Consider the following 25,577-nt stretch of genomic DNA (forward strand, 5'->3'; position numbering starts at 1 on the left):
ATGGACCTCATCGCCGAGACGATCGCCGCGATCCGTCCACTGGACGAGGCGGCCATGAACGCCGCACGGGCGCACCAGGACCGGCTGACCAAGCCGCGCGGCGCGCTCGGTGTGCTGGAGGAGCTGTCGGTGCGCCTCGCCGGCCTCGCCGGCGCCTGCCCGCCGCCCATGCCCGAGCCCGCCGCCGTCGCGATCTTCGCCGCCGACCACGGCGTCCACGCCCAGGGCGTCACCCCCTGGCCGCAGGAGGTCACCGGCCAGATGGTGGCCAACTTCCTCGCCGGCGGCGCGGTGGTCAACGCCTTCGCCCGCCAGACCGGCGCCGACGTACGCGTGATCGACATCGGCGTCCGGACCGACCTGCCCGCAGCGGACGGACTGATCGTCCGCAAGGCCGCCCACGGCACCGCGGACCTGACCCGCGAGCCCGCCATGACGCCCGTCCAGGTGCGCGCGGCGGTCGAGACCGGCATCGAGGTCGCCCGCGACCTGGTCGCCGCCGGCCACCGCTGCCTGGTGACCGGCGACATGGGCATCGCCAACACGACCGCCTCCGCGGCCCTCATCGCCGCGTTCACCGGCCGTGCGCCCGAGGAGGTCACCGGCTACGGCACGGGCGTCGACGAGGCCACCCACACCCGCAAGGTCCAGGTCGTGCGCTCCGCGCTGGAGCGCGCCGGCCTCGGCGGGAGCGTGGGAAGCGGCTCGGGCGAGCGGAGTGGCGCTGGTTCGGCAAGCGGCTCGGGCGAGCTGAGTGGCGGGGGTCTGGGGAGCGAGCCGGGCGAACCGGTCGGCCCGCTCACCGTCCTCGCGGAGGTGGGCGGCCTGGAGCACGCGGGGATCGCGGGCTTCATCCTCGGCGCCGCCGCCGCGCGGGTCCCGGTCGTGCTCGACGGCGTGATCGCCGGCTCCGCCGCGCTGGCCGCCGCCGCGCTCGCCCCGGACGTACGGGGCGCCTGCGTCGCGGGCCACCGGTCGGCCGAGCCGGGTCACGCCGCGGCGCTCTCGCACCTGGAGCTGCGCCCTCTCGTCGATCTCGAGCTCCGGCTCGGCGAGGGCACCGGGGCCCTGCTCGCGCTCCCGCTGGTCCAGAGCGCGGTACGCGTGCTGCACGAGGTCGCGACCTTCGACTCCGCCGGTGTGGCGGACAAGGCGTGACCAGGGACGAGTACCTTGGTGGCTGAACATGGTGACGAAGAACCCGTGAAGGCCGGTGCCCGTGGCCGTGCCTGACCCGAGCCCGACCCAGGAGACCCGAGAGTTGCCCCCCTACCTGCTCGGCCTGCGCCTCGACGGACGCCGTGTCGTGGTCGTCGGCGGTGGACGCGTCGCCCAGCGGCGCGTGCCCGCCCTGCTGGCCGCCGGCGCCGAGGTGCTTCTCGTCTCGCCGGAGGTCACCCCGGCCCTCGAGGACCTCATCGCGCGTGAGGAGCTGATCTGGGAGCGCCGCCCGTACCGTACGGGCGACTGCGACGGCGCGTGGCTCGTCCAGGCGTGCACCGACGACGGCAAGGTCAACGCCGCGGTCGCCGCGGAGGCCGAAGGCCGGCGGATCTGGTGCGTACGGGCCGACGACGCGCAGGCGTCCGCCGCCTGGACCCCGGCGAGCGGCCGGGTCGGCGAGACCTCGGTCGCGGTGCTGGCCGGCGGGGACCCCAGGCGCGCCGCCGGCGTGCGCGACGCGGTCCTCGACGGCCTGCGCGACGGCGGCATCACCGCCCGGCACTCGCGCCGCAAGCCGGTCGGCGTCGCCCTCGTGGGCGGCGGGCCGGGCGACCCGGGCCTCATCACCGTGCGCGGCCGCCGGCTGCTCGCCCAGGCCGACGTGGTGGTCACCGACCGGCTCGCGCCGCGCGAGCTTCTCGACGAGCTGCCCGGCGACGTCGAGATCGTCGACGCGGCCAAGATCCCGTACGGCCGGTCGGTCACCCAGGAGCACATCAACGCCGCGCTGGTCGAGCACGCGCGCGCCGGCCGGTTCGTCGTGCGCCTCAAGGGCGGCGACCCCTTCGTCTTCGGGCGGGGCGCCGAAGAGGTGCTCCACTGCGTACGCGAGGGCATTCCGGTCACCGTGGTGCCCGGCGTCACGAGCGCGATCGCCGTGCCCTCCGCGGTCGGCGTCCCGGTCACCCACCGAGGCGTCGCGCAGGAGTTCCACGTCGTATCCGCGCACGTCGCGCCGGGGGACCCGGCCTCGACGGTCGACTGGGAGGCGCTCGGGCGCTCCCACGGCACGCTCATCCTCCTCATGGCCGTCGAACGGATGCGTGTGATCGCGGACACTCTCATGCGCTATGGTCGATCGCCGGACACACCTGTCGCGGTGATCCAGAACGGTACGCTGCAGAGCCAGCGGACGCTCATGGCGAGCCTCGCGACTGTTGCGGACCAGATGACGGCCAGCGGAGTACGGCCACCGGCGATCATCGTCGCCGGAGAGGTCGTCCAGGTGGCTCAAGAGATCGAATTGCTGCGAGCGGATATGGGGCGGCTCCGTGACACCCCCGGCTGATCAGGGCACCGCCAAGCACAGGGCGGCGTCCCTCCCACTCGACGAGGTCCTGGCCGAGCTGCGGGACCAGATCGCCTCCGTCCGGTTCGTCCTTGACGCGCCGGGCACCGAAGAGGCGACGACCACTCAGCAGGACCTGCTGAACCAGCTCGACGACTACGTGCTGCCCAGAGTGCGGCGCACCGATTCCCCGCTGCTCGTGGTGCTGAGCGGCTCCACCGGCGCCGGCAAGTCCACGCTGGTCAACACGCTCGTCGGCGCCCGGGTGAGCGCCACGGGCGTGCTGCGGCCGACCACGAGCAGCCCGATCCTGGTCTGCCACCCCGACGACGCCGACTGGTGGCTGGACGAACGCTACGTCCTGCCGGGGTTCGGCCGGGTGCTCGGCCCGGCGCCCGACGCCGTCGTCGGCGACCAGCTCGTGATCATGAAGAGCGAGGTGCTGCCGCGCGGGCTCGCGCTCCTCGACAGCCCCGACGTCGACTCGGTGTTCGAGGACCACCACGAGTTCGCCGCCCAGTTCCTGGCCGCCGCCGACATCTGGATGTGCGTGACGACCGCCGCGCGGTACGCCGACGCGCAGGTCTGGCGGCTGCTGCACCGGGCGCGCGACCACGGCGCCACCCTCGGCATCGTCCTGTCGCGGGTGCCCGAGGAGGGCGGCGAGGAGGTCGTGGCCCACTTCGCCGAGATGCTCAAGGACAACGGCCTCGAACAGGCGGCCCAGTTCACCATCCCCGAGACCAAGGTCTCCGGTGGCATGCTGCCCAAAGAGATGTCCGACGAGGTGCACGAATGGCTGACCGGAATCACTGAGGACGAAGATGGCCGCGCCGAGGTGATCAGGTCTACGCTTGGTAGCGTGCTGGACACCTTCCGTACGCGCGTTCCCGAGCTCGCGAAGCGGGTGGAGGAGCAGGTCGCTCTGCGCACGATGCTGCGCGAGGAGGTCGAGGCCGCGTACGCCGGGGCCCTGGCCGAACTCGACGAGGCCACGCGCAACGGCTCGTTGCTGCGGGGCGAGGTGCTGGCGCGCTGGCAGGACTTCGCCGGCACCGGTGACCTCGAGCGCGCCCTGCAGTCGCGGGGCGGCCAGTCGGGCCACCGGGGCGGGCGCCGCCGTCGCGCTCCGGCCCGTGTACGCGCGCTGAAGATGGCGTTGCGCAGCGGTCTGGAGTCCCTCGTGCTCGCGGCCGCCGAACGCGCGGCGGAGGACGTCGTGGCCCGGTGGCAGGACCGCCCGGCGGGAGTCAACCTGCTCAAGGGACGCGCCGAAGAGCTCGGACGCGCCTCCGCCGAGCTGCCCCGGCGCGCCACCCGTGCGGTCAGCGCCTGGCAGGAGCACATCATCGACCTGATCCGCACCGAGGGGGTCACCAAGCGGTCCGTGGCCAAGTTCGTCTCCTACGACGACGAGGCGCTGTCCCTGGTGATGATGGTGGGACTGTTCGGGTTCGGCACGAGCGACGCACCCGTCGAGGCGGGCAACAGCGCCGTGCCCCAGCGATTGCTCAAGGCGCTGTTCGGCGCCGAATCCTTGCGTAGCATGAGCGCCAAGGCCAGGGCCGACCTGCGCGGCCGGATCGGGATGCTCTACGACGAGGAGGCGATCCGGTTCGGGCAGGCACTCGACGGCGCCGGAGTGCCGGACGAGACCACACCGGTCCAGCTCTACCAGGCCACATACAACCTTGAGGTCGCCCGGTGAGCCATTGCCGGGTGCTTTCCCGACACGACGAGGAGCGCGACCGATGACGGCGACGACACCGCCGGTCTCCTCGCTTGAGGAAACCCAGACTCCACCGCGGCCCGCGGCGTCCGGCCTGTCCACCCGCCTGGACGTCCTCGACCGGCTCGTCGCCCTCGGCGAGGGCCGGGTCGACCAGTCGCTCATGGACGACGCGGCGGCGCTGCTCGCCCGCGCGGGCGAGCGCCTGCGGCTGTCCGGCGAGCACACGGTGGTCGCCCTGGCCGGTGGCACCGGTAGCGGAAAGTCATCGCTGTTCAACGCGGTGTGCGGCCTGGAATTGTCACCCACGGGCCTGCGCCGCCCGATGACCAGCTCGGCCCACGCCTGCGTCTGGGGCCTCGGCGGCGCCGGCCCGCTGCTCGACTGGCTGGAGATCGAGTCGCGCCACCGTTACGCCCGCGCCAGCGCCCTCGACGGCGATGGCCAGGTGGGCTCCTTGCAGGGCCTGGTCCTGCTCGACCTGCCCGACCACGACTCGATCCGCGCGGCGCACCTGGCCGAGGTGGACAAATACGTCAGCGTCGCCGACCTCATCGTCTGGGTCCTCGACCCGCAGAAGTATGCCGACTTCGCCGTCCACCGGCGCTACTTCGAGCAGCTCGCCGGCCACACCGGCGTTACCCTGATCATCCTCAACCAGATCGACCGCCTGGAGCCCGAAGAGGTCACCGAGTGCGTCAAGGACCTCCGGCGCCTGCTGGAGGCCGAGGGCATGGGCGGTCCGACCATCCTGACCACCTCCGCCAAGGCCGGCACGGGCGTCGAGGGCTTCCGCGAGGTGCTCGCCGACGCGGTCGCCGCCCGCCAGGCCCGGCTCGACCGCCTCGTCGCCGACATCGACCGCCTCGTCAAGCGCTTCGAGGGCCAGTACGGCGCCGACGAGCCCCCGGAGAAGGTCGACGACCGCCGCGCCGCCACCCTCGTCGAGGCCCTCGCGGACGCCGCCGGCGTCCCGGCCGTGGCGGAGTCCATGGAGAGCGCCTACTCCCTGCGAGCCCTCGACTACGTCGGCTGGCCGGTCGGCCGCCTGGCCGTGCGCATGCACTCCGACCCGCTGCGCCGCATGCGGCTGGGCGAGCTGCGCCAGGAGCTGCGCGCGGCCTTCACGACACCGGTGAACGCCCAGCAGGCGCACGTGGACAACGCCCTGCAGGAGGTGACGGAGGGGGTCGTCGAGGGCCTGCCGCCGTCGTGGCAGCGTTCGGTCCGCGAGGCGGGCCGGTCGAAGGCCGAACAGCTCCCGGAGGCACTCGGCAGCGCGCTGCGCGAGGCCGTGCCGAGCTTCAACCAGATACCGGCCTGGTGGTGGATCGTCCGCGCCTGGCAGTACATCCTCATCGCCGCCTCGATCCTGGGCCTGGTCTGGCTGGGCGGCGTGGTGGCCTACGGCGCGCTGAAACTCGGCCACGCACCGCTGAGCATCCTCGGCGACACGGGCGTGATCCCGTACGTGTGCCTGTTGATCGTCTGCACCCTGGGCCTGGGCGCCTTCACGTCCTCGGCCGCGCGCAACATGGTCGCCTTGTCCGCGTCCCGCCACAGCGAACGCCTGGAAGAACGAATGCGCGAGGGCATCAACACCTCCGCCCGCACGCTGGTACTCGACCCGGTCGAACGCGAGCTGGCCGTGTACAAGACCTTCCGCGAAGAACTCTCCACCGCCATCGGCCCGCTCGTCCACTGATCCGCTGATCCTGCGTATCCCCGGCGCGACGCCGGAGCGGCAGGCGCCGACGGCGTGTTGCGGGCGTGTGCTGTGTCGGCCGGGCGTGTGCTGTGTCGGCCGGGCGTGTGCTGTGTCGGCCGGGCGTGTGCTGTGTCGGCCGGGCGTGTGTTGCGTTGGCCGGGCGTGTGCTGTGTCGGCCGGGGCGTGCCCTGCGTTGGCCGAGGCGGGGAGGGGGCGTCCCGAATTCTCTGATTACTTCGAGTTATCCACAGGTTACGCAGGGGTCTGGTGGTGCCCACCCGATGTCCGTCACCGTGGTCGTACAAACCACATCGGCGGTAAGGGACCGCCACGGACAGACCGGAGGACCCCTTCGTGAACGAGGCAGTCGTCACCGTGATCGGCTTCGTCGCCCAAGACCCCATCTTCGAGGTTCTCGCGAGCGGCACGTCGCTGATGTCGCTGCGGATCGGCAGCACCCCGCGCCGCTATGACCGGGAGATCGGCCAGTGGCGCGACGACGACCCGATGTTCCTGACGGTCACCTGTTGGCGCGCGCTCGCCGACAACCTGCAGTCCTGTGAGCTCCAGCGCGGCGACCCGATCATCGTCACGGGCAAGCTCCGCATCCGCGAGTACGTCAAGGACGGCCAAAAGCGCTTCTCCGCCCAGATCGAGGCCACCACGGTCGGCCACGACCTCAGCCGAGGCGTGGCACGCTTCCAGCGCGCCCAGCGCTCCGCCTTCCCGGAAGACCGCCGCCAGGCGGACGACGTGGCCGACCGCTGGCTCGAAGCCGGCCTTGAGGAGGACGCCGAAGAGCTCACCCCCCAGATCGGCGACAAGTCCGACGACGTCAACGACACGGACGACGACGGCGACACGACCCCGTTCCGCGCCGCCGCCTAACCGACAACCGACCGCCGATCGGCTGCTGACCGACGAGCCGCCCGCCGGCTGTTGGCCGACCGCGGACCGACGGGCCGCCTGTCGACTGGTGGTCGGCCACCGATCCCCCGGCCGCCGATCGAACCGGCGGGCCGCTGACCGGCTGGTGGTCGGCTGCTGACCGACGGGCCGCCCGCCGGCTGTTGGTCGGCCGCGGATCGGCGGGTCGCTGACCGGCTGTTGGTCGACCGCCGATCGACCGGCCGGCCGCCGATCGAACCGGCCGCCGATCGAACCGGCGGGCCGCCGACCGGCTGTTGGTCGACCGCCGATCGACGGGCCGCCCGTCGGCTGCTGGTCAGCCGCGGATCGGTGGGGCGCTGACCGGCTGGTGGTCGGCGGCCGATCGACCGGCCTTCGGCTCCCGCCGCCGGTTCGACCACGGCGGTTCGGCCGTCGGCCCACCCGCCGGTTCCCGCCACAGCGGACCTGCCGATCCGATTGGCCCCGACGCGCCGATCTCGCTCGGCCCGACGTGCTGCCCGATCCCCAAATGGAGGGCTGTCGCTTATGTCGGTCGAGTCGCGTACCGGTGAGGTGGGCCGAGGCTCGCCCGGGAGGCCAAGAGGGCCGGGGGTGCTGGTGGTTTCGGCTGACCGGTGCGACGGAGGGGCGCGCGAAGGTCCCGAAGCCAGCCCTCTGTCGGCCGCCGGTTCCCGGGCGTAGCGGGTGCGGCCGATTTCGGTTTGCTTGGCGGGCCGGTCCTGGCTTGGACCGACGCGCTGTCTGATTCCCGAATGGAGGGCTGTCGCTTATGTCGGTCGAGTCGCGTACCGGTGAGGTGGGCCGAGGCTCGCCCGGGAGGCCAAGAGGGCCGGGGGTGCTGGTGGTTTCGGCTGACCGGTGCGACGGAGGGGCGCGCGAAGGTCCCGAGGCCATGTAGTGCCGTTCTCCTTTGGCGGGGGAGATGTTCTAGCCCTCTGCCGATCGTCGGTTCTGATCGTCGGTTCCGATCGTGGCTCCGGCGGTTGTTTCCGACCGTTGGCTGCGGCCGTGGGTTCTGGCCGGGCTGGCGCGTCGAGCTTGGTTTGGCTAGACGTGCCGGTCCTGGCTTGGCCCGACGTGCTGCCCGATTCCCGAATGTGGAGCTGTCGCCTATGTCGGTCGAGTCGCGTACTGGTGAGGTGGGCCGAGGCTCGCCCGGGAGGTCAAGAGGGCCGGGGGTGCTGGTGGTTTCGGCTGACTGGTGCGACGGAGGGGTGCGCGAAGGTCCCGAGGCCCACGTAGTGCCGTTCTCTTTCGGCGGGGGAGATGTTCCAGCCCTCTGCCGACCGTCCGTTTCGATCGTTGGCTCGGCGGTTGTCTCCGACCGTTGGTTCCGGCCGTCGGTTCTGGCCGGGCTGGCGTGCCGGGCTCGGTTCGCCTAGACGTGCCGGTCCTGGCCTGGCTCGTTGGGCTGATTCCCGAATGGAGGGCTATCGCTTATGTCAGTCGAATCGCATACCGGTGAGGTGGGCCGAGGCGCGCCCGGGAGGTCAAGAGGGCCGGGAGCGCTCCAGACCTCGGCCGACCGGTGCGGCCAAGGGGCACGCGGAGACTTCACTGCAGGCCAGAGACCTCCATCCGCGGTTTCCACGTATGGGAAGGGGGAGGCGATGCGAATCCGGCGAGGCGTCTCCTGGATCTGAGAGCCGAGGCCCCGGGGAGGGAGAGAGCCCCGGGGTGAGAGATCTGAGAGGAGGTGTCCCCGCCGGGGTTGGGAGCTGGAGCCCCAGGGGAGGCCTGGGGGCTGGAGTTCCCGGGGCAGAGCTGAGCGCAGCTGAGAAGTGAACCCCCAGCGGAAGTCTGGGGACTGGAGCCCCTGAGATTTAGGAGGTGGAGTTTCCCGGGCCATGACCAGGCGGGTGTCGTCGCCGTGGAGACGGGCCAGCGAACAACGGAGCGTGCGGAGCGTGGCCACCGCTCCCTCGGCGGCTGTGACGACGAAGCCCGGCCGGTCCCGGTCGGAGGTCAGGCAGAGAAACCTGCAGGTGAGGCCCGGAGAGAGACCCGGGAGAAAGGAAAGAGACCCGGGCGAGATCTGACAGGCCAAGGCCTGGGGAGAGGGGGTGACTTCCGGACAGATCATTCGGCCGCAGAGGGGGCGCCGCGCAGCGGCCCTGCGGCGGTGCGCCTGACGGTGCTCCGTGTCGCAAGGCCCGCCGCGCGGCGGCGGGCCCACGGAATGGGGCATCCGGCCGATGCCGCCGAGGTGCCGCGGCGCAAGGCCTGCGGTTTGTTGGTGTGCAGGGTCTGGGGTGTGCCGGCTGGTAGGGCCTGCGGTTTGTTGGTGTGCAGGGTCCAGGGCGTGCCGGCAGGTAGGAACTGCGTGTGTCCGTGTGCAGATCCACGGTTGGCTGGCAGGCAGGGGCTGCGGTTGTGTGCTGGCAGGCAAGGCGTGGTGGCTCGGCCCGGGTGGACGTTGGCCAGCGGGGTCGGGCGGGCGGCAGGGCGGCGGCCCTGTCGGCGTCAGATCCAGGAGACTCCGCGCATCCTGATTCCCTTTCCGGAAATGGTGCGTCCCACCCGGCGTCGGTCCGGACGGGGGTTACGGGGCACTCAGGGGGGCGATGAGCGCCTGCGGGCCTGAGCGTACGCCCTTCATCCGCCGGGCGTCCTAAGAAGGTACAGCTTTTCCCGCCCCCTCCGCACACATTGCAACTATCCTATTACTGAATGTGATTCGATGATGAGGTGAGCGCGGGCGGCTCTCAGCCAGAGGGTGGTCCCGACGTGCGGCTCTGGCCCGATCCGTTGGGGGAATGATGACGGCACTGCATCAGTCGGCCGCCGAGGACCGGGGCGACGTGACCAGAAAGCCTCCACGCTGGCCACTGTTGGCCCAACCGGCGCCGATCATCGCGTACGTCGTCGTGGTCGTGGGGCTGCACTTCGTCCTGATCGGCATGCTCGCCGCGCGTACGGAGTGGCGGCCGGCGGCGCTGCTGACGTTCGCGGCTCTGATGGGGGCCGGCGCGCTCTGCATCGAGGCCTCGCGGCGGCTCGGCATGCCCGCGGGCATCGGGCGTGACCTGCTCTCCGCCTGGTGGCTTCCCGTGGCACTGCTTCTGCCACCGGTGTACGCGCTGCTGATCCCGATCCCGATGCAGGCGTTGCTGCAACTGCGCGTACGCCGCACGCTGTTGCACCGGCGGGCCATCGTCTCCGCCGCGCACGGCCTGGCGGGCGCCACGGCCTCGGCGGCCTTCCACCTCGTCGTGCCCGACCCGCTTCAGGCCGGCACGCGGTGGCTCGTCGATCTCGAGGCCGTCCTCCCGGCGATGGTCGCCTGCGCCGTGCTGTTCACAGTGATCAACACGGCGATCGTGGCGGTGGCCGCGCACAGCTCCGCGCCGGGCTGCCGGTGGCACGAGCATCTGCGCAACCGCGAGCACCTGGTTCTCGACGTCGTCGAGCTCTGCCTCGGCGTTCTCGTCACGATCGCCTGCGCGCTCAGTCCCGCGCTGATCCTCGTCGCGCTGCCGCCGGTGATGCTGCTCCAGCGCAGCCTCATGCACCAGCAGCTTCAGGCCGCCGCGCGTACGGACGCCAAGACGGGCCTGCTCAACGCCGCGGCCTGGCAGCGGGAGGCCGACACCGAGATCGCCCGCGCCAACCGTACGGGCGAGTCCCTCGCCCTCCTGTTGATCGACATCGACCACTTCAAACGGGTCAACGACGCCCACGGGCACCTGGCCGGCGACCAGGTGCTGATCGGGGTCGCCGGCACGCTCGTCAGCCAGTTGCGCGAGTACGACGTCGTCGGCCGGTTCGGCGGCGAGGAGTTCGTCGTCCTTCTGCCGGGCGCCGACATTCTGGAGGGCTGCCGCGTGGCCGAACGCCTCCGCAACCGCGTACGCCGGCTGTCCGTGCCGGCCGACGACGAGTCGGTCACCGTCACGGTCTCGGTCGGCGTCGCCCTGTTCCGTACCCACGGCCAGGACCTCCTCGAGCTCCTCGCCTCCGCCGACCTCGCCCTCTACCGAGCCAAGAAGTCCGGTCGCGACCGCATCTGCCTCCCCGCGACCCAGAAGGCCTGAGCGCACGTAACATCGATCACACCGACAACAACCCGATCATTCGGCGGGCGCGAGGACCGACACGGCGGAAACGGCGGAGAAACGACCCCACGACATCCGCTCAGGCCGGTAAGGCCATCGCCCCGGAGGCCATAGGCTTGGGTGCATGCCGGAGTACATCTACACGATGCAGCGTGCCCGCAAAGCACACGGTGACAAGGTCATTCTCGACGATGTCACCCTCAGCTTCCTGCCCGGAGCAAAGATCGGTGTCGTCGGACCCAACGGCGCCGGCAAGTCCACGCTGCTCCGGATGATGGCCGGCCTCGAGCAGCCCTCCAACGGCGAGGCTCGGCTGATGCCGGGGTTCACCGTCGGCATCCTCCAGCAGGAGCCTCCGCTCAACGAGGACAAGACCGTCCTCGGCAACGTCGAGGAGGGTGTCGCCGAGACCAAGGCGATGCTCGACCGGTTCAACGAGATCGCCGAGAAGATGGCGACCGACTACTCCGACGAGCTGCTCGAAGAGATGGGCAAGCTCCAGGAGCAGCTCGACCACCGCAACGCCTGGGACCTCGACAGCCAGCTCGAGCAGGCGATGGACGCCCTCCGCTGTCCGCCTCAGGACGCGGACGTCACGAAGCTCTCCGGCGGTGAGCGCCGCCGCGTGGCCCTGTGCAAGCTCCTCCTCGAGGCGCCCGACCTCCTGCTCCTCGACGAGCCCACCAACCACCTCGACGCCGAGAGTGTGCAGTGGCTGGAGCAGTTCCTGGAAAAGTACGAGGGCACCGTCCTGGCCGTCACCCACGACCGGTACTTCCTCGACAACGTGGCCGGCTGGATCTGTGAGGTCGACCGCGGCCGTCTCGTCGGGTACGAGGGCAACTACTCCACCTACCTGGAGAAGAAGGCCGAGCGCCTCAAGGTCGAGGGGCAGAAGGACGCCAAGCGCAAGAAGCGTCTGGAGCAGGAGCTCGAATGGGTCCGCTCCAACCCGAAGGCCCGTCAGACCAAGAGCAAGGCCCGGCTCCAGCGCTACGAGGAGATGGCGGCCGAGGCGGCCAAGACCCGCAAGCTCGACTTCGAGGAGATCCAGATCCCGCCGGGCCCGCGCCTGGGCACCACGGTGATCGTCGCCGATCACCTCACCAAGGGCTTCGACGACCGTCTCCTGATGGAGAATCTCTCCTTCAACCTGCCGCCGAACGGCATCGTCGGCGTCATCGGCCCGAACGGCGTCGGTAAGACCACGCTGTTCCGCATGATCGTCAATGCCGCCGGCGCGGGCGCCCCGGAGGGTGTCACGGCGGACGAGAAGCCCGACGAGGGCAGCCTCAAGGTCGGCGACACCGTCAAGATCTCCTACGTCGACCAGAGCCGTGGCGGCATCGCCCCGGACAAGAACGTCTGGCAGGTGGTCTCCGACGGTCTCGACCACATCAAGGTCGGCCAGGTGGAGATGCCGAGCCGTGCGTACGTCGCGGCCTTCGGCTTCAAGGGCCCCGACCAGCAAAAGCCCGCCGGCGTGCTGTCCGGCGGTGAGCGCAACCGCCTCAACCTCGCGCTCACGCTCAAGCAGGGCGGCAACGTCCTCCTGCTCGACGAGCCCACCAACGACCTGGACGTCGAGACGCTGAGCTCGCTGGAGAACGCCCTGCTGGAGTTCCCCGGCTGCGCCGTGATCACGTCACACGACCGGTGGTTCCTCGACCGCATCGCCACGCACATCCTGGCGTGGGAAGAGGGTTCGAGCTGGTTCTGGTTCGAGGGCAACTTCGCCGACTACGAGAAGAACAAGATCGAGCGCCTGGGCGCCGAGGCGGCCCGTCCGCACCGCGTCACCCACCGCAAACTCACCCGCTGACCACGCACGCCGGACACCCGGCGGCACGATCGGGGGAGCGCACCGCGCCGCCCCGGCCGTGCCGCCGTCGGTGTTCAGCGTTAGCCGAGGTGCGCGAGCACGTTGACCACCGTGCCGCCCGGGTCCTCCACGAAGAAGCGACGTACGCCCCAGGGCTCGTCGGTGAGCGGATACACCACGCGTAGCCCGCGGCGTACGGCCTCGGCGTACGCGGCATCGACGGCTGCCGGTTCACCGACGTCGATCCCGAGGCGCGGCACAGCGTCCTCCACACCGCGTAGCGGGATGATCACCTGAGCCGTGGGGTTGTCCGGCGATCTCAGCCCGAGGATCGGATCCTCCATCGCGACCTCGAGCCCGAGCACCCCGACGTAGAAGTCCCGGGAGGCGGTGACGTCGTCCGTATCGGCGTAAGGGTGGATTCTCCTGATCACATGCAGCATCCTCCCCGTCCCCGCCTCCCCCTGGCTTGGACGAATGGGAGCCCCGCCGTACCCCGGCGGAGGCGAGGCAGGGAGACTTGGGACGACCTGTACGGCCTCGCGAGATGGATGATGCATGGTTCAGCCTGCCCTCGACACCGATCGGCGCGATGGGGTTCGCCGCCACATTCACGAGTTCCAGGTGCGGTTCGGCGACATCGACGTGCTCGGGCACGTGAACAACTGCCGCTACCTCACCTACCTCGAAGACGCGCGCGTGTCGATGTTCCGGCTCGATCCCGTGCGTGAGGGGGCGGCGCCGCTCAAGGGACTGGTCGTCGCCCGGCATGAGATCGACTACAAGCGGCCGCTGCTGTTCCGCCCGGACCCGGTCCGTGTGGAGACCTGGGTGACCGAGCTGCGTTCCGCGTCGTTCACGCTCGCGTACGAGATCCGGGACGACGAGCACCTCTACGTTCGCGCGTCGTCGGTGATCGTCGCGTACGACCTGGAGAACACCCGCTCCCGCCGGCTCGGCAAGGACGAGATCGCCTTCCTCACCGCCTACCAATGAGCGAAACGCCGCTGGCGACATTTCAGTAACAAACCCGACAGAAGTACCTCTTTACCCATTCTTGCCCGTAATGTCACGCCTGCCCATTGGCGCGATCACATAGGGGTGAGAATGCGAAGGGTCTCACGAGGGTTGCTGGCCGTGGCGCTCGCGGCGGGTCTCAGCGGTGTCGCGGGCACCGCGCACGCGGCGACCACCAAGGCGGACGACGACATTCTGGCCAGGCTCAAGGCGATCCCCGGCATGACGGTGCAGGAGAAGACCTCCACCCTCACCGGCTACCGGTGGTTCTGGCTGGACTACCGTCAGCCCGTCGACCACCGGCACCCGGACAAGGGCTGGTTCGAACAGCGCGTGCTGCTCGAGCACAAGTCCGACGACCGGCCCATGGTCCTTTACACCAGCGGTTACAACACTCCCGAGACGATGTTCCTGTCCGAGCCGACCGCGCTGGTCGACGGCAACCAGATCTCGGTGGAGTACCGGTTCTTCGACCCGTCGATCCCGCAGCCCGCGCAGTGGACCAAGGACACGATCTGGCAGGCCGCGACGGACGAGCACGTGCTCGTCAAGGCGCTCAAGACGATCTATCACGGCAAGTGGATCTCCACCGGCGCGAGCAAGGGCGGCATGACCGCCACGTACCACAAGCGCTTCTATCCGAACGACGTCGACGGCACGGTGGCCTACGTCGCGCCGAACGACGTGAACAACAAGGACGACAGCGCGTACGACCGGTTCTTCAACACGGTGGGCACCGACCCGAAGTGCCGTACGGACCTGCAGGACCTCCAGCGCGAGCTGCTCAAGCGCCGCACCGAGATCGAGGCGCGGATGACCGCCGCCGCGCAGGAGGCGGGCTACACCTGGAACATCGTCAAGTCCGTCGACGTCGCCTTCGAGAACTCGGTGATGGACTTCGAGTGGGCGTTCTGGCAGTACCACCTGCAGGCGGAGTGCAAGGACGTGCCGCCCACGACCGCCTCTACCGATGAGATCTACGACTACTTCGACCTGGTCTCCGGTGCCCTGACCTACACGGACCAGGGTCTGCAGCAGTTCATCCCGTACTACTACCAGGCGGGCACCCAGCTCGGCTGGCCGTCGCCCAGCTTCAAGTACCTGCACCCCCTGCTCCGCCACGAGAGCACCTACCAGCCGCGGACGTACGTCCCGCGGGACATCCCGATGACGTTCGACCCGAACGCCATGAAGGACATCGACCACTGGGTGCGGACGAGCGCGACGCACATGGCGTTCATCTACGGTCAGAACGACCCGTGGGGCGCCGAGCCGTTCCGCGTCGGTCCGCACGCCCGTGACTCGAAGGTCTACGTGTCGCCGGGCCAGAACCACAGCGCCCATCTCATCGCGACGCTGCCGGCCGCACAGAAGGCGGAGGTGACCGCCGACCTGCTCCGCTGGGCCGGTGTCTCCTCGCCGGCGCAGCAGGCCAAGGCCCTCGTCGGCCCGCAGGTCACCGAGGACCCGATCCTGGCGCAACACCCGCGCCTCTGATCCGCCGGGAAACCCCCGCCGAGACGCTTGGGTTCAAGAGGTCGTCGCAACACCTCAGGTGAGGAGTTGCGGTGGGCTTCGAGGTCCGGGGTGACCGGTCCCCGCAGGGGCGCAGGAAGTTGTCGCGGGAGCGGGCGCACTACCTTGCTCTGGTGGCGCAGGGGTTGAGTAACAGCCAGGCGTGTCGTGTGGTGGGTGTGAACCCGCGGACGGGGCGTGAGTGGCGGAACGGGCGGCCGGTAGGCCGGGTGAAGAGGCCTCGGCCTCCGGCGCGGAAGGTGCTGGTGGCCGGGGCCTCGTCGCGGTTCTTGACCGAGGACGAGCGGATCGTGATCGCTGACCGGTGGCGGGCGAAGGTCTCGATCCGGGCGATCGCCGCTGAGCTGGGCCGTGCGCCCTCGGCCATCAGCCGGGAGATCGTGCGTAACGCTCATCCTGGCAGTGGTGACTACCGGCCGCACGCGGCCCAGGCCCGTGCCGATGCCCGGCGGCCGCGTCCCAAGGGCGGGAAGATCTCAGCCTGTCCGCGGTTGCGGGAGACGATTCAGGGCTGGCTAGAGCTGGAATGGAGCCCGGAGCAGATCAGCCGTAGCCTGCGGGTCCAGTTTCCGGACCGGCCGGAGATGCACGTGTCGCACGAGACCATCTACCAGGCCCTGTACCTCCAGGGCCGCGGCGAGCTACGCCGCGAACTCACCCGTGCGCTGCGGACCGGTCGCACCTACCGCAAACCCCACAAGCGACGTGACCAGCGCCAACCCCGGTTCACCGCCCCCATGGTCATGATCAGCGACCGTCCGGCCGAGGCCGCCGACCGGGCGGTTCCCGGCCACTGGGAAGGGCGACCTGATCATCGGCAAGAACCAGGCCTCCCAGATCGGCACGCTGGTCGAGCGTGCCACCCGCTACGTCCTGCTCGTCCATCTGCCCACCGACCGGGCCGCCGAGACCGTCCGCGACGCCCTGGCCGCCACCATGCAGACACTCCCCGCCGAGCTGAAGCGATCACCGACCTGGGACCAAGGCAGCGAGATGGGCCTGCACCACCAGTTCTCCATCACCGCTGACCTGCCCGTCTACTTCTGCGACCCGCACTCGCCCTGGCAGCGCGGCAGCAATGAGAACACCTATTGGTGCAGGGTGGCACTGCTGGGGCTTCTTCGACGGGAGAGGCTCCGGTCGGGCCGCTGGGTGACTCGGAGAACACGTGCCGGAAGGCGATGGTGACCGTGGGGATCGACCCGCACAAGCATGTGCACGTCGCAGTGGCCATCGGTGCCGACGGCCGGCGCATCGGCAAGCCGCTGACCGTCAAGAACGACGGCCTGCTGATCACCGCCCTGCTTCGGTGGGTCCGGTCGATCACCAACGACAGGGCCATCACCTGGGCCATCGAGGACGGCCGTGGGTTCGCCCGCCGCCTCGCCGATGGACTACTGCTCGCCGGCCATGAGGTGGTCTGGGTTCCCACTCGCCTGACCGCCGCTCACCGCAAGCTCCACGCCACCACCGGTGCAAAGTCTGACCTCATCGACGCGATTGCCGCCGCCCACGCCGCCATCGCCACCCCAGGCCTCGATCGGCACCGCATCGACGAGCAGGTCCGCGAGCTGCGTGTCCTGGTCGACTACCGCACCGACCTCATCAAGCGCCGGACCATGGTGATCAACCAGCTCAAGGCGCAACTACACATCTGGCTCGATCACACCCCGGGTGATCTTGCCAGGCCCAAAGGGCTGACCTCGCTCGCCAAGCTGCTGGACACAGCACATATCGGCACACACGTTCGCCAGGCCCTCATCAGCATGGCCACCGAGATAGCCGACCTCAACGAACGCGTCCGCGACCTGGACACCACCATCAAGGAACTCGTCACTCCGCTGGCCCCGACACTGCTGGAGATCACAGGGATCAGCCACATCTCCGCAGCGGTCCTGATCGCCGAGATCGGAGACATCACCCGCTTCTCCAGCTCTGCCAAACTCGCCCGCTACACCGGCTGCGCACCGATCCCGGTCTACTCCTCCGACAAGGAGCGCCACCGCCTTCACCGCGGCGGCAACCGCCGCCTGAACAGCGTCCTCTACACCGCGGCCATCGTCCAAAAACGCTTCCATCCCGCCGCCCAGGCACTCCTGGCCCGCCACGAACCGACCAAAGGCGCCCGCGGAGCACGCCGGGTCCTGCAACGACACCTCATCGACGTCATCTACCGGGCCATGACGGCCGATCGAGCCACCTGGCAACACCACATCACCCGGCACCAGCCCGCCGCTTGACATAGAAGCATCAACGGCCTGCTCCGCCAGTACTTCCCCAAAGGCACCGACCTGTCCGTCCACAGCACCGAACACCTCACCGCCATCGCCGCCCGCCTCAACGGCCCGCCACGCAAAACGCTCGACCGGGAAACCCCAGCCGAGCGTCTCGCTAAGCTCCTGGCAACAGCCAGTTGATCAACTTGTGTTGCAACGACCCCTTGAAAGCACCGACGCCTCGGCGGGGGCTTCTTTCACCCCGCAGTTATCTCGATATCTGAGACGTTAGTATCGCATTATGAACAGGCGGTGGTTGATCCTCATTGTCGGGCTGTTCGCGATGATCGCCGGATGCGCGTACCAGTACGGCCTTCCCTACCTGATCCCGGCGCTCCGGGCGGACCGGGGACTCTCCCTGCGCGACGCGGCGACGCTCATCTCCTGCCCCGTCGCCGGGCTGCTGATCGCGCTGGCGCTCTGGGGGATCGCCGCCGACCGCTGGGGCGAGCGGATCATCCTCTCCATCGGCCTGACCGTCGCCGGCCTCGCGCTGCTGGCCGCCACCACCGTGGCGAGCACCCCGGCGCTGGGCGCCTGCTTCTTCGTCGCCGGCGCGGGCGGCGCGTCGATCCACGCGGCCAGCGGCCGGCTGATCCTCGGCTGGTTCGCCGCGCACGAGCGGGGCCTGGCCATGGGCGTACGGCAGACGGGGCAGCCGCTCGGCGTCGGGCTCGCCGCGCTGACTCTGCCGCCGCTGGCGGCCCACGCCGGACTGCACGGCGGCCTGTACCTGCTGGCCGGCTGCTGTTTGGCGGCCGCGCTCCTCGTCGGGGTGCTGGTCCGCGACCCCGAGCGGCCGGAGGCGGGCGACGACGAGCATCGCGGGCGGTCGCCGTACCGCACGCCGGTGCTCTGGCGGATCCACGCGGCGAGCGCGCTGCTGGTCGTGCCGCAGTTCGCGGTGTCCGCGTTCGCCCTGGTCTACCTGGTCGACGCACGCGGCTGGGACGCCGCGACGGCGGGCCGGGTGCTGGCGGTCGCGCAGGTCGGCGGCGCCGTCGCGCGGCTCGTCGTCGGCCACTGGTCCGACCGGGTGGGCAGTCGCGTACGGCCCATGCGGACGCTCGCCGTGGCGATCGGCGTCATCGTGCTCGTGCTGGCGGTGGGAGCGCTGTCCGGCTCGGCCGCCGCCACCGCCGCGCTGCTCGCCGCCGCCGTGCTCACGGTGACCACGAACGGGCTCGCCTTCACCGCGGTCGCGGAGTACGCCGGGCGCTCGTGGGCCGGGCGCGCCCTCGGCATCCAGAACACCGGCCAGAACCTGCTGGCCGCGGCCACCCCGCCGGTGCTCGGCACGCTCGTCTCCGGCACGGCGTACGGTACGGCGTTCGCCGCCGCGGTGGCGTTTCCGCTGGTCGCCGCGCTGCTGGTGCCCGGCTGTCTCGGCACGGGGCGACCGGTCGCGGCGGCCGAGGCCGGCCTCGACCGCTCGTAAGCTCTCAGAGCCCGCACGCCCCTATCCGCGCGGGCTCTCAGTCCGGCGTGTTGATCAGGCTGTTGGCGGCCATGACCAGGTAGTCCCAGAGCATCTTCTCCAGCGGCTCCGGGAGGGCGATCTCGTCGACCGCGTCGCGCATGTGCGCCAGCCACGCGTCATGCTGGGCGCGGCCGATCGTGAACGGCACGTGCCGCATCCGGAGCCGGGGATGGCCGCGCCGTTCGCTGTACGTGCGGGGGCCGCCCCAGTACTGGATCAGGAACAGCCGCAGCCGTTCCTCCGCCGGGCCGAGATCCTCTTCGGGGTACAGCGGGCGGAGCACCGGGTCGGTCGCGACGCCCTCGTAGAAGCGGTGGACGAGCCGGCGGAAGGTCTCCTCGCCGCCGACCGCCTCGTAGAACGTGACTTCATCTGCCATGGCGCGCCCCACCCTACGCGGTGCTGAGCGCGGCCATGTTCACCCCGGCGGAGTCGAACGCCTTCTTCACGCGTTCGCGCAGCTCACGCGCGACATCCGACTGCCGGCCCGGCGCCGTCTTGCACACGACGCGCACCACCATGCCGTCGCTGGACAGCGCCTGGACGCCCCACACCGTCGGGTCGTCGATGATCATCTCGTCCCAGGGCGGGTCGATCGCCATCGCGCCCGCGGTCTCGGCCAGGAGCGTGCGGACCTTGTCCAGGTCGACGTCGTACTCCACCGGAACGTCGAGCACGACGCGGGCCCAGTTCTGCGATTCGTTCCCGACCCGCTTGATCTCGCCGTTCGGGACGTACCAGACGACGCCGTTGACATCGCGCAGCCGGGTCGTGCGCAGTGTCACCGCCTCGACCGTGCCCTTGGCCGAGCCCACGTCGATCACGTCGCCCACGCCGTACTGGTCCTCCAGCAGCATGAACATGCCGGTGAGGAAGTCCTTGACGAGGTTCTGCGCGCCGAAGGCCACGGCCACGCCGATGATGCTCGCGCTGGCGAGGAACGGCGTCACGTCCAGGTGCAGGTAGCGGAGAACGTTGATCGCGGCACTGCCGAGGATGATGATCGAGGCGACGCTGCGCAGCACCGAGCCCATCGTCTCCGCGCGTTGCCTGCGGCGTTCGCTGACCAGCACCGGGCTGCCGTCGAAGACGGTGCGGGTGCGTTCGCGGAGGCGTTCGGGCATCGTGCCCTCGGCCATCCGGAGCGTGATCCGAGTGATCAGCCGGTTCACGATGCGGCGCAGGAGCAGGGCGATGGCGATCGAGATGATGATCTTCAGCGCCAGGGTGAGGGGTGTGTCGATCCAGTTGCTGTATGTGCTGGTGACGTCGCCGTTGTGGCTGATGTTCCAGGTCAACCGGCAGGCCGAGGTGATCGGCTTCCGGCAGTAGGTCCCGGGGTCGCCCTGGTCCGCGAAGAAGATCATGGGAACAGCGGAAGACGCGAGCACAGAAAGAACCCTCCCCGGTCGGCCCTCGGGGACCGCCTAGCCTGCGAGCGTCTCCGATGTTAGGCGAACAGGAGGACCCGGACGGCCCGTACGGGTGTGCGCCATCTCATGCCGGGGCACGTGCGGATGCCGGGCCGTCCGTGGCGGAGCCCGGCGGTCTGTGGTGTGCGGGTCCGTGGGGGCCGGTCGTGCCGGCCGTCCGTGGCGGAGCCCGGCGGTCTGTGGTGTGCGGGTCCGTGGGGGCCGGTCGTGCCGGCCGTCCGTGGCGGAGCCCGGCGGTCTGTGGTGTGCGGGTCCGTGGGGGCCGGTCGTGCCGAGCCGTCCGTGGCGGAGCCCGGCGGTCTGTGGTGTGCGGGTCCGTGGGGGCCGGTCGTGCCGGCCGTCCGTGGCGGAGCCCGGCGGTCTGTGGTGTGCGGGTCCGTGGGGGCCGGTCGTGCCGGCCGTCCGTGGCGGAGCCCGGCGGTCTGTGGTGTGCGGGTCCGTGGGGGCCGGTCGTGCCGGCCGTCCGTGGCGGAGCCCGGCCGTCTGTCGTGTGTGGTCCCGCGGGACCGGTCGGTCCGCGCCACCGGCCGCGGTCCCGCGGGACGCGTTCCCCCCTCGAACGCTGCCTCGGAAGCCCCAGGGCCCCCCGACCGTGACGCGTCCCCCTCGAACGTGTCTCGGAGCCCTCCGAGGCCACCCCCCTAGCCGTGACGCGACTCCAGCACTCGCGCCACCTTCATCGCGGCGCCGTGCGGGTCGTCCACGACGTGCAGCGGCTCTCCCCAGGACCACCAGAAGTACCAGGACGGTTGGTCGGCGGCGCCGGGTGCCGGCGCGCACATGACGTTCTCCGACAGGCTCGCCGCCTCCGGATTGACCACCCGGCAGAAGGCCGGTCCGGAACGGGAGCGGATTACTTTGGCGACCAGACCCCGGTCGGCTAACTCGCGTACGAGGCCTTCGAGGTATCCGACCCGGCGTTCATCCGGCATCACCGTGACTTCCTTTCACGTTATGGACGCACGCGGCTACGCGCAGCGAGAATCGCAAGGTCGTCAGGGAGGGTCAAGGAACACCGGCGGCTCCCGGCGCACGATCATCTGACGCGGCGGAACGATTCTCCACCGGTGCATCACGAAGCTGCGCCGCGATCGCAGCGTCTCATGCAATCTCATGGTGATTAGGTTGGCGGAAGGCGACGAAAGCGTTACGCTGCGTACGCTCGTTGTCTCCCTCACGTAGCCGGTCGGCTCCTTCCCCCCGAGGAGGCCGGAGATGACAGAACCCGAGAAGGTCGGTCCGCCGAGGAAAGAGGCGGATCTGGCTCGCCAGATCCGTGCCCGCGGGCTCGCCCTCGGTCACGCGCCTCCGCAGATCGCCAGGGAGATCTACGAGGTCTGCGCGCCGATCCACGGCACCAGCCAGATCAAGGCGCAGCGCCTCGCGCACGGCATCGCGCTCTCCGACATCGTGGCCCAGGTCCGTGCCCTGTACGAACTCGAAGGCCGGCCGCCGCCCAAACTGGGCGAGACGCTCCTGTCCGCGTACGAGAGCGGTTACAAGCGGCCGGGCCCCGCCTATCTGCACGATCTGTGCCGCGTCTACCACGCCGAGCCCGCCGACCTCGGGTTACCGGGGCCTTGCGTCTGCGGACGCCCCCATGCCCGTCTCCTCGAGCCCGGCGTCGTGCTCCCACCCGACACGCTACTCATCGACCGTGACCGGACGACATCACGACAACCGTTCTCCGTGCCGCCCATCGCCGGGGTCCAGTACCGCGCCGAGGACCCCCGCGGCGGTGCCGGAGAGGAGGAGGAGACAGTGCTTCGGCGAACCCTTCTGCAGATCCTGGCCGGGGCGGGCGTGGCGCTCGATGGCCAGATCCTGGGCGCGGTGGACGGTGTCCGCCGCAAGATGGACGACACCCTGGTCAACGCGTCGGTCTCCCCGACGATGCTCGACCAGTGGGAGGAGACCGCGCTCGGCTACGGCAAGCAGTACACCTCGACGCCGCCGCTGCGCCTGCTCTGCGACGTCCTGCTCGACTTCAGCGAAGTACGCCGCATGTGCGAGCAGCGGCAGCCCATCGAGCTCCAAGAACGCCTCTGCCGGCTCGCCGCCCAGCTGTCCGGGCTGGCCGGCGCCCTGATGATCAACCTCGGCGACCATCGCCTGTCCCGCTCGTTCTTCCGTACGGCGCGCACCGCCGCGGACGAGACCGGCGACCGGAGCCTGCGGTCGTGGGTGAGCGTGCGTGAGGCGCTCGTGCCGATGTACTACGGCGACCCGCGCGAGTCGCTCCACCTGGCCCGGCGCGCGCAGGACCTCGCCGGCCGCACGCCGAGCGCCGCCGCCGCCATGGCCCCGATCGTGGAGGCCCGCGCGCTCGGCATGCTCGTCAAACGCGGCCGCACCGACGCCGCCGGCAGCGCCAAACGCGCCATCGCGCGCGGCCAGGCCGTCTTCGGCCAGCTCGGCAAGGAGCACGTGGCCGACACGGCGTTCGGCTACACCGAGCGGCAGCTGGCCTTCCACATCGGCGACACCTACACCAACATGGGCGACCACACCCACGCCGAGGAGGCCCTGCGCCGGGCGCTCACGCTCTACCCCTCCACCTCCGAGCTCGACCGCACCCTCATCTGGCTGGACCGCGCGACGTGCCGGCTGCAGAAGGGCGAGCCGGAGGAGGCGCTGCGCACGGCCAGGGAGACCGTGCTCGCGCTGTCGCCGGGCCAGTTCACCGACATCATCGCCCAGCGCGCCCGTCAGCTCGTCGGAGCCGCCGTCGCGCAGTACGGCGAGACCAGTGAGGCGAAGGAGTTCCGCGCGGCCCTGGCGTCACCCACCAGGAGCGGCACCGTCGAGAAGCAGACCTGATCGATGGCACGCGTGCTCGACGCCGGCGCACCGAGGCGCCGGCGTCTCGACCCCCCTGTCTGGACCTTCTGCACCATGCGCATCCGCCGCTACGCGCCGGCCGACCACGCCACGGTCCTCGCCCTCCACCGGGAGGGCCTGGCCCAGGTCGGCCTGCGGCCCGGCGACGGCATCTACTACGACGACGACCTGGCCGACGTGGAGGGCGTCTACCTGCGGGCCGGCGGTGAGTTCCTGGTCGGCGAGGTCGGCGGAGAGATCCGTGCGATCGGGGGCCTTCGCCGGGTGAGCGACCGGGTCGCGGAGATGGTCCGATTACGGGTGCGTCCCGACCAACAGGGCCGGGGGTACGGCGCGGCCGTGGTGACGGTGCTGGAGGAGCGGGCGGTGGAGCTGGGCTACCAGGCCTTACAGGCGGACACCACGGTGAAGCAGCCGGTCGCGATGGAGCTGTACCGCTCGTCGGGCTGGCACGAGCTCGACCGCCGGGTCACCGGCCCGACGGTCACCGTCTATTTCGGCAAACGCCTTACTCGCTGACCACGGCGGTCAGCCGCAGCCGCAAGCGCCTCCGCAGCAGCCGCCGCCGGCGTTCGGCGGGGCGGACGCCCCGCCGGTCACCGCGACGGTGGACAGCAACTTGACGGTGTCGTCGTGCCCGTCCGGGCAGGTGGCCGGGGCGGAGGCCTCGGCCATCGGGCGGCTCAGCTCGAACGTCGAACCGCACGCGCGGCAGCGGTAGTCATAACGTGGCACCCGCACAGGATACGTCGGGTGCCGGACACGCGGTCAGGCCGCGGGTTCGCGGACGTAGGGCGCCCACTGGGGGTCGCCGTCGTGGACCAGGCCGATGAGGCGCCAGTGGGCGCCTCGGGGCACGGCGGGCGTGACGGGCAGCTGCCAGCCCAGCTCCTCCAGCAGCTTGTCCGCCTTGCGATGGTTGCAGGGTGTGCAGGAGGCGACGCAGTTCTCCCACAGGTGCTTGCCGCCACGGCTCCGGGGGATCACGTGGTCGATCGTCTCCGCGCGCCGGCCGCAGTAGGCGCAACGGTAGTTGTCGCGCCTCATGAGAGCCGCCCGGGTGAGCGGCACCCGTTGTCGGTAGGGGATCCGCACGTAGCGGAGCAGCCGGATCACCGACGGCATCTCGAGCACCACGGTCGCCGAGTGCAGGCACGCACCCGAGACGTCGTGGTGGACGATCTCCGCCTTCTCCCGCAGGACGAGGCAGACGGCACGTCGCAGGGGCAGCGTGGTCAGTGGCTCGTAGGTGGCGTTGAGGAGCAGTACCTGTCTCATCAGACGGCCTCCGGGACGCAGGCGCCGGTCGCCCCGCGGGGCACGCTCCAGCGCGCCTCGAGACGAGGCTCGACAATCTTCAGCACCAGCGCACCCGCCACGAGGACCTCCTCACGGGTGATACTCGAACTGAAATCAGTGTGGCCGCTGAGATGCGGATTTCGCTACCCCATAAGACCGCAATCGCTGTAAAGGGGTCTTGATCCTGGATCGGTCCGCGAACGTCCGGGGCGGGTCACCGGGCCGCCGCGCCGACCCCGGTGACGCCCTGGGCGCCGGGTCCCGCGACGCCGGCGTCCACCGGGGACGGATCGCCGATCCCGGGGCGGACGCTCGGCGTCTCCCGCCACGTCACCTGGGCGTTGACGCGCAGCGTGCCGCCCGTCGCGGGCACCGTGGTCCTGATCCAGCCGCTGCGGCTCTCCCCGGGCTTGATCGAGTCGAACCGGCAGACGATGTCGCCCGCCTGACCGGCCGCGCACGGCTGGGAGACCCCGACGATCTTCTGGCCGGCCGAGACCCGATGGGTCGCGACGACGGTGTCGGCGCCACCGACACCCTTGTTCGTGAGCACCCAGTGCCAGGTGACGCCCGAGTCGGCCTTGGCGATCTCCGGATGCCCGTACTCCATCCGCAGGTCGGCCGCCGGCCGCGGAGCCGCGTACGCCGGCGTCCGGGCCGCCGGGACGGCCCCCGTGGCGGCCAGCGCCGGAACCGCGATGAGCGCGATGTGGCCTCTCATGTCCAACCCCCCCCGATCGACATGCACCGCCCAGGCTACGGCTCCCCGGACCCGCGGGGCCTTCCGGCGCCACCGGTGTCCGTCATCGTTCGGTCACGAACGCCCCGGGCGCCGGTCACCGCCCGGCCACGGGGGAGCCGCCGCGTACGGTCGCAGGGAAACGGCGGGTCGGCCCGGCCAGTATCGACAAAAGCCCTGGTGTCGAACATTTGGCGCTAAACCGCTATGCCGCGTCC

General features: G+C 70.5%; 20 protein-coding genes and 2 pseudogenes. 15 read left to right on the forward strand and 7 right to left on the reverse strand.

The window, feature by feature from the left end; all coding sequences use genetic code 11:
* From OG417_RS14305 to ettA, 7 genes are all read left to right on the forward strand, one after another.
* On the forward strand, positions 1–1,158 hold the full coding sequence (locus tag OG417_RS14305; RefSeq protein ID WP_329255485.1) for a nicotinate-nucleotide--dimethylbenzimidazole phosphoribosyltransferase: 1,158 nt from the start codon (positions 1–3) through the stop codon (positions 1,156–1,158).
* A gap of 103 nt (positions 1,159–1,261) precedes the next feature.
* A complete protein-coding gene (gene cobA / locus OG417_RS14310) occupies positions 1,262–2,512 on the forward strand; it encodes a uroporphyrinogen-III C-methyltransferase (RefSeq protein WP_329262284.1) in 1,251 nt (416 codons plus the stop codon).
* Positions 2,496–4,220 (forward strand): AAA family ATPase, encoded by a 1,725-nt coding sequence (locus tag OG417_RS14315; RefSeq protein ID WP_329255487.1) that lies wholly within the window; start codon positions 2,496–2,498, stop codon positions 4,218–4,220. The genes cobA and OG417_RS14315 overlap by 17 nt, the downstream gene beginning before the upstream one ends.
* Before the next feature lie 43 nt (positions 4,221–4,263).
* Complete coding sequence (locus tag OG417_RS14320) at positions 4,264–5,946, forward strand: GTPase family protein (protein WP_329255490.1); 1,683 nt, start codon at positions 4,264–4,266, stop codon at positions 5,944–5,946.
* A gap of 357 nt (positions 5,947–6,303) precedes the next feature.
* Complete coding sequence (locus OG417_RS14325; RefSeq protein WP_329255493.1) at positions 6,304–6,837, forward strand: single-stranded DNA-binding protein; 534 nt, start codon at positions 6,304–6,306, stop codon at positions 6,835–6,837.
* A 2,855-nt stretch (positions 6,838–9,692) separates the two neighbouring features.
* A complete protein-coding gene (locus OG417_RS14330) occupies positions 9,693–10,895 on the forward strand; it encodes a GGDEF domain-containing protein (RefSeq protein WP_329255495.1) in 1,203 nt (400 codons plus the stop codon).
* A gap of 145 nt (positions 10,896–11,040) precedes the next feature.
* Complete coding sequence (gene ettA / locus OG417_RS14335; RefSeq protein WP_329255498.1) at positions 11,041–12,738, forward strand: energy-dependent translational throttle protein EttA; 1,698 nt, start codon at positions 11,041–11,043, stop codon at positions 12,736–12,738.
* Positions 12,739–12,818: 80 nt separating this feature from the next.
* Here the strand turns inward: ettA and OG417_RS14340 are convergent, their stop codons facing one another.
* Entirely contained in the window at positions 12,819–13,172 is a 354-nt protein-coding gene (locus tag OG417_RS14340) for a VOC family protein (protein WP_329255500.1), read from the reverse strand.
* Between the two features lie 124 nt (positions 13,173–13,296).
* On the opposite strand from OG417_RS14340, the gene OG417_RS14345 reads away from it, so the two are divergent.
* The 6 genes and pseudogenes from OG417_RS14345 to OG417_RS14370 all read left to right on the forward strand — a co-directional run bounded on the left by OG417_RS14345 (position 13,297) and on the right by OG417_RS14370 (position 19,005).
* On the forward strand, positions 13,297–13,734 hold the full coding sequence (locus OG417_RS14345) for an acyl-CoA thioesterase (RefSeq protein ID WP_329255503.1): 438 nt from the start codon (positions 13,297–13,299) through the stop codon (positions 13,732–13,734).
* Positions 13,735–13,845: 111 nt separating this feature from the next.
* Positions 13,846–15,252 (forward strand): S28 family serine protease, encoded by a 1,407-nt coding sequence (locus tag OG417_RS14350; protein ID WP_329255507.1) that lies wholly within the window; start codon positions 13,846–13,848, stop codon positions 15,250–15,252.
* A gap of 71 nt (positions 15,253–15,323) precedes the next feature.
* A pseudogene (locus OG417_RS14355) lies at positions 15,324–16,380 on the forward strand (IS30 family transposase); the annotation flags it as partial.
* A gap of 92 nt (positions 16,381–16,472) precedes the next feature.
* Positions 16,473–17,531, forward strand: a complete 1,059-nt coding sequence (locus tag OG417_RS14360; RefSeq protein ID WP_329255511.1) for an IS110 family transposase — start codon at positions 16,473–16,475, stop codon at positions 17,529–17,531.
* A pseudogene (locus OG417_RS14365) lies at positions 17,532–17,708 on the forward strand (IS30 family transposase); the annotation flags it as partial.
* Positions 17,709–17,808: 100 nt separating this feature from the next.
* Positions 17,809–19,005, forward strand: coding sequence for an MFS transporter (locus OG417_RS14370; protein ID WP_329255513.1), 1,197 nt, complete (start codon positions 17,809–17,811; stop codon positions 19,003–19,005).
* A gap of 37 nt (positions 19,006–19,042) precedes the next feature.
* On the opposite strand, the gene OG417_RS14375 is transcribed toward OG417_RS14370, so the two are convergent.
* From OG417_RS14375 to OG417_RS14385, 3 genes are all read right to left on the reverse strand, one after another.
* Positions 19,043–19,426 (reverse strand): globin, encoded by a 384-nt coding sequence (locus tag OG417_RS14375; RefSeq protein ID WP_329255515.1) that lies wholly within the window; start codon positions 19,424–19,426, stop codon positions 19,043–19,045.
* A gap of 13 nt (positions 19,427–19,439) precedes the next feature.
* Entirely contained in the window at positions 19,440–20,414 is a 975-nt protein-coding gene (locus OG417_RS14380; RefSeq protein WP_329255518.1) for a mechanosensitive ion channel family protein, read from the reverse strand.
* 707 nt (positions 20,415–21,121) lie between these two features.
* Positions 21,122–21,412: a hypothetical protein gene (locus OG417_RS14385; RefSeq protein ID WP_329255520.1), complete on the reverse strand. Its 291-nt coding sequence runs from the start codon at positions 21,410–21,412 to the stop codon at positions 21,122–21,124.
* Between the two features lie 283 nt (positions 21,413–21,695).
* Here OG417_RS14385 and OG417_RS14390 point away from each other — a divergent pair, with 283 nt between their 5' ends.
* Positions 21,696–23,300, forward strand: coding sequence for a tetratricopeptide repeat protein (locus tag OG417_RS14390; RefSeq protein ID WP_329255522.1), 1,605 nt, complete (start codon positions 21,696–21,698; stop codon positions 23,298–23,300).
* 75 nt (positions 23,301–23,375) lie between these two features.
* Positions 23,376–23,840, forward strand: coding sequence for a GNAT family N-acetyltransferase (locus OG417_RS14395; protein WP_329255524.1), 465 nt, complete (start codon positions 23,376–23,378; stop codon positions 23,838–23,840).
* A 9-nt stretch (positions 23,841–23,849) separates the two neighbouring features.
* Here OG417_RS14395 and OG417_RS14400 read toward each other — a convergent pair whose 3' ends face one another.
* From OG417_RS14400 to OG417_RS14410, 3 genes are all read right to left on the reverse strand, one after another.
* Positions 23,850–24,056: an FmdB family zinc ribbon protein gene (locus tag OG417_RS14400; protein WP_329255526.1), complete on the reverse strand. Its 207-nt coding sequence runs from the start codon at positions 24,054–24,056 to the stop codon at positions 23,850–23,852.
* A gap of 33 nt (positions 24,057–24,089) precedes the next feature.
* Positions 24,090–24,599: an HNH endonuclease gene (locus tag OG417_RS14405; RefSeq protein WP_329255530.1), complete on the reverse strand. Its 510-nt coding sequence runs from the start codon at positions 24,597–24,599 to the stop codon at positions 24,090–24,092.
* Between the two features lie 235 nt (positions 24,600–24,834).
* Positions 24,835–25,341, reverse strand: a complete 507-nt coding sequence (locus OG417_RS14410; protein ID WP_329255533.1) for a hypothetical protein — start codon at positions 25,339–25,341, stop codon at positions 24,835–24,837.
* Positions 25,342–25,577 lie beyond the last annotated feature (236 nt).

The sequence above is a fragment of the Actinoallomurus sp. NBC_01490 genome (assembly GCF_036227085.1).
Lineage (GTDB): Bacteria > Actinomycetota > Actinomycetes > Streptosporangiales > Streptosporangiaceae > Actinoallomurus > Actinoallomurus oryzae.